Source organism: Synechococcus sp. R5-13 (assembly GCF_047462015.1).
GTDB lineage: Bacteria > Cyanobacteriota > Cyanobacteriia > Thermostichales > Thermostichaceae > Thermostichus.
Genome location: NZ_JANSIL010000095.1, coordinates 1 through 4,351, shown reverse-complemented (window position 1 = coordinate 4,351; position 4,351 = coordinate 1). Strand labels below are relative to the sequence as shown.

The window sequence follows — 4,351 nt, the reverse complement described above, 5'->3', positions numbered from 1 at the left end:
ACCTTGAGCTTGCAGGAGACGGTCAGGACTTGGGTCATGGTTCTATCGTAACTTCCGCATTCCTCCCGACCCTCGTCCTACGGACAGAGGGTGGGGCTCCTGCGCTAGTAAGCTGAACTTTCTGATCCTATCGCAGACGGGATCCCAGCGGAAAACGGCAAAGCCGGTGGCGCTGCCCCGACAAAATGGCCCTTGGGATCCACCGCCAAGGCAACCCCCAGCTTGATGAAGATAGGCACCGGGTTATTTTTGGGCAGAGCGGATGAGGTTCAAAGCCGTTAGCCTTGAAGTTGAAAAGATTACTCTGGTTAAAGACTGCCCTCGCTGGTTTGCGCCGACCCTAGGTTAGGCTATTGCCATCCCGGGGGAGCAAGAAACACCGCTGCTCTGCCCCAAAGTCCGCGAGTTGAGTTAAGGAAGGTTGAGGTGAAGGGGAGACTGACCTGCCATTTCCCTGTGCTGCTACTGGCCCTGCCTCTGTGGGGATCCCCGACCTGGGCCGGAGAGTATTTCACCGAGGAAGTGACCAGCCCTAGCCTGGAGATCATTCACGGCTGGCGGCAGGAGGTGTACGGCATTGGGGTTACCATCACCAACACCAGCCTCGGCTCCTTTCGGGTGCCCTTGGAAATTGATATGGAGGATCGGACTAGCTGTGAGCGGGCCGACTTGGTGCTGACCAACAATCGCATCATGCCGATGGGATCCTTCCAAGATTGCATTCTCAACATCTTTCCCTACCTGGATAAGTTCATCAACCAAGAAGTCGCCAGCATCCGAGTCACCCTAAAAGGGCCAGCTCCCCTCCTGGAAATTCCGGTAGAGGAGTCGGATCGACTGATTTTGGCCCAGGTGGCCAACCAATCGCGGGAAGCCTTTGTTTTCTTTCAGCAGGAGTTGGCCCGTGTTTTGGAGCTGCTGAGGCAGTCGGATCCCAAGCAAAGCGAGACGGCCCCACAGCCTGGCACCCCAGTTCCGACCGCCACCCCAGCCGAGTCTGCCGCTAGCCCAGGAGATTTTGTAATCGTGGGATCCATTCGGGAAGAACGAGTGGGGGCCGGTAGCCGCCTAAGCGTGGAAGCGATCAACCGCAGCACCCGCACGGTTCTCAACGCCCGTGCTCGTTTCACCTTCTATCGGGGAGAAGAAGTTGTCGATACGCGAGTGGCAGCATTTGAGCCCAGCGACGTGCCCCCCGGACAAAGGGCCTCCGCCAGTGTGCTGAAAACCGAGGCCAATTGGGATCGCGTCACGGTGACCTTCCAGTGGCAGTAGGGTTACTTCAGGGAGCCAAAGCGTTGCCGCGAATCAGGCTGCCCAGGGTTTTGACCGTGATCTTGAACTGCACCCAAGGGCTCATGGGCACTACCGTCTTGTAGAGGTAGCTGTCAAAGGTCATCCTCTGCACGTCCCGGTCGGCGCACATCTCCACAAAGGCTTCGCGGGTGGCATTGGAACGGTAGAACACCCGCTGCAGGATGTCCAAGACCTTGTAGGTCAGGCCGTACTGGCGATCCCAGCGCTTGAGATACAGTTTTAGATCCTCCTCTGTGGGAATGCGCTTGCCACCGTTGGAGGTCTCGACAAGGGTCTCGGCACACATGCGGCCTGACTTGGCAGCAAAATAGATCCCTTCGCCGCTGGATTTGGTTACGTATCCCGCCGCATCTCCCACCAAAGCAGCACGGCCCACCACGCGGCGCGGGCGGGGATGCTCTGGGATCGGATGGGCTTCCACCTTGATCACCTGGCCTCCTCGAATCCGCTCGGCAGCACGGGCGCGGATCCCAGCTTGCAACTTTTGGATGTGGGCTTGGTTCACCTTCATGGTGCCGGTGCCCACAGCCACATGGTTGGACTTGGGAAACACCCAGGCATAGAAGTCTGGAGAAACATCGTCCCCCACATACATCTCTGCCCGCTCTGCGTAGTAGGCCATTTTGTCGTCTGGAAGCCGGATGCGCTCCTGAAAGGCCAGCGCATAGTTATAGTCTCCAGCGCCAATGGCTTCTGCCACCTTGGAGTGAAACCCATCCGCCCCGATCACCACATCCACCGCCAAAGAACGCGGCACCCCTTGCCTCGATCCGTCAGAGAAATCGTTGTAGTGCAGGATGTAGGGATCCCGGCCATTTTGGGGGATCTCCAGATGCATCACCTTGCCGTTGATCAGCTCCGCCCCTTTTTGGTGGGCACGATTGCGCAAGAAGGCATCCAAGATCTCGCGGCGGCACATGCCGATGTACTCGTTTTCTTTTTCGAGGGCGATATCCACCTCATAGTTGGAAGGGGAGATCATCTTCATCTTGCGCACTTTGCGGTCGATGATCCCCTCGGGGAGGTCGAACTCGGAGACCATACAGAGGGGAATGGCGCCCCCGCAGGGCTTGGCGTTGTCCAGCTTCCGCTCAAACAAAAAGGTCTCGATTCCAGCTTGGGCCAGAACTTCGGCAGCAGAGGCTCCGGCTGGGCCGCCCCCCACAACAGCAACTCTCAGACTCAAGGTGCTCTCCTCGATGCAAGTGCAACTGACTCATCAGACAGCAGGCATCCTACCACAGCTCCTCAGAAGCATTGCGGACCTTGACGAAGTGTTGCAGAGTGGAGGGCTCGCGCTCGCTGTGTTTCTACAAAAGGCCCCGCCGCATTTGATCCCAGAGGTTGAGATAGGACTCAGCTTCGGCTGAGCTCAGGGGGCGCCAGATCTCCGAGCGTTGCCAAGTGGAGATTTGCAAGTCGGCTCTGCGTTGCAGGCGGGGGGCAAGTTGAGCCAAATCCAGCGGCAAAACCGAAGGGATCCCGCTCAGATTGACCAAGCGGGGGGCAAATTCAGGATTCAAGACAAAATCAAGCCAGTCGGCCAACAGGGATCCGGAATCTGTCTGGGTTGATTCTGTGTGGGCATTGTCTTCGACGTGAGGTCGCACCCAGACATCCCACCAGATGGCGGATCCGGAGGCCGGGATCACCACTGCCAGCTCAGGGTAGTTGGCTTGGGTGGCGTAGAGATCCTGCGACCAGCCCACGGCCACCCAGCTATCGGCCAAGCGCAAGATGGGCAGGTAGTCGGAAGAGGTGTAAGTTAAAACCTGACGGTGCAGGGATCCCAGCTCTTGCCGTAATTCCACATCCTCAGGGTTGAGGGGATCGTTGTAGGAGTGGCCCATTTTCTTTAGGGTTAGCCCAATCACCTCCCGCGGATGATCCGGCAGAGTCAGTTTGCCGGCCAGCTCAGGCCGCCACAGATCCGCCCAGTCCCGAATGGGCTCCCTCACCCGATCGCGGCGGTAGGCAATGGCCGTTACCCCCCAGCGCCAGGGCACACCCCAAATCTGCCCGTCCCGGAGTGCCGCAGCTTGCCAACGGGGATCCAGATTCTGCCATCGTTCTCCCAACAGGCTTGCCGGCAGAGGAGCCAGCCAACCGGCAGCTATGGCCCGATCCAATCCGTCGGCCCCCAACAAACTCAAAGCCGCCACCGGCAGCCGCCGCCGGAACCATCCCCCCGGATCCCACCAGGCCGGATCAGCCGGCTGAACACTTTGCCGGAGATAGGCCAACAACTGATCCCGACTATCCAACAGTTGCAGCCGAAAGCGGGCCTGAGTCCTGCGGCGAAACTCGTTGAGCAAACTGGCAGGGATCCCTTGCTTGAGCGCCACGACAAGAGGCAAGTGCGCATCCGGCCCCCCACATCCTGCCGCCATTAGCCCCAGCAGGATCCCCTGTAGAAGCTCACGTCGGCTCAGCCGTATCTCGCCCACGACAGTACCGCTCCACCAGAATGAGAGCCACCAGATCATCGTAAGCCTTGGCGGGCACCCGCATCCCCTTGGGCAACAGCCGCTCCCATCCCTGCGGTGGGTGAAAATCCCAGTAGCGCTGACGGGCCTCTTGGGAGCTGTGCCGCTCATCCACCAGGACAATCTGCTGCGGGGGGAGGATCGATTCCAGTTGAGACTTCCAGGCTTGGGCCGTCGTCTGATTGCCCAGGATCACTTGCTCCGCCTGAAACTGTTGCCGGAGCGTTTGTAGTCTAGACAGGGCTGCCGCGGAAGGGACCACCTCCCGGTGTAAAACCTTCAGCTCCGTTTGCGTAAACACCTGCACCACGGCAATGCCGCATTTGTCGCGCCCTGGGTCGAAACCGATCAGCACTCGTTCGCTCTTCAGCCTTGCCGGGTGGAGTGAATCCGTCATCCTTCAGGACGCCCCGCCTGTTGAACTCCAGGAGAGCCGGGTTGACCAGAAGCTTCCGCCATCAGAAAACTCACCCGCAACGGTCCTGCCGTGTAGATGTCGGTGTCGGCAACTAGCTTCACATCCAGAGGGGTGGTGCTCTGGCGGAGAT

Annotated in this window: 4 protein-coding genes; 1 reads left to right on the top strand and 3 read right to left on the bottom strand. The window is 59.2% G+C overall.

Features of this window, described 5'->3' with window-relative positions; translation table 11 throughout:
* Window positions 1–426: 426 nt before the first annotated feature.
* A complete protein-coding gene (locus tag NW840_RS07925) occupies window positions 427–1,275 on the top strand; it encodes a hypothetical protein (protein WP_041436575.1) in 849 nt (282 codons plus the stop codon).
* A 7-nt stretch (window positions 1,276–1,282) separates the two neighbouring features.
* On the opposite strand, the gene chlP is transcribed toward NW840_RS07925, so the two are convergent.
* From chlP to ruvX, 3 genes are all read right to left on the bottom strand, one after another.
* Window positions 1,283–2,503, bottom strand: a complete 1,221-nt coding sequence (chlP, locus tag NW840_RS07920; RefSeq protein WP_414343525.1) for a geranylgeranyl reductase — start codon at window positions 2,501–2,503, stop codon at window positions 1,283–1,285.
* A gap of 124 nt (window positions 2,504–2,627) precedes the next feature.
* Window positions 2,628–3,764 (bottom strand): extracellular solute-binding protein, encoded by a 1,137-nt coding sequence (locus NW840_RS07915; protein ID WP_414343523.1) that lies wholly within the window; start codon window positions 3,762–3,764, stop codon window positions 2,628–2,630.
* Complete coding sequence (gene ruvX / locus NW840_RS07910) at window positions 3,736–4,200, bottom strand: Holliday junction resolvase RuvX (protein ID WP_414343521.1); 465 nt, start codon at window positions 4,198–4,200, stop codon at window positions 3,736–3,738. Before ruvX ends, NW840_RS07915 begins: the two co-directional genes overlap by 29 nt.
* Window positions 4,201–4,351 lie beyond the last annotated feature (151 nt).

Excerpts from the sequence above, each read along its gene's own strand:
- ruvX (WP_414343521.1), bottom strand. The coding sequence starts at position 4,200 with ATGACGGATTCACTCCACCCGGCAAGGCTGAAGAGCGAACGAGTGCTG.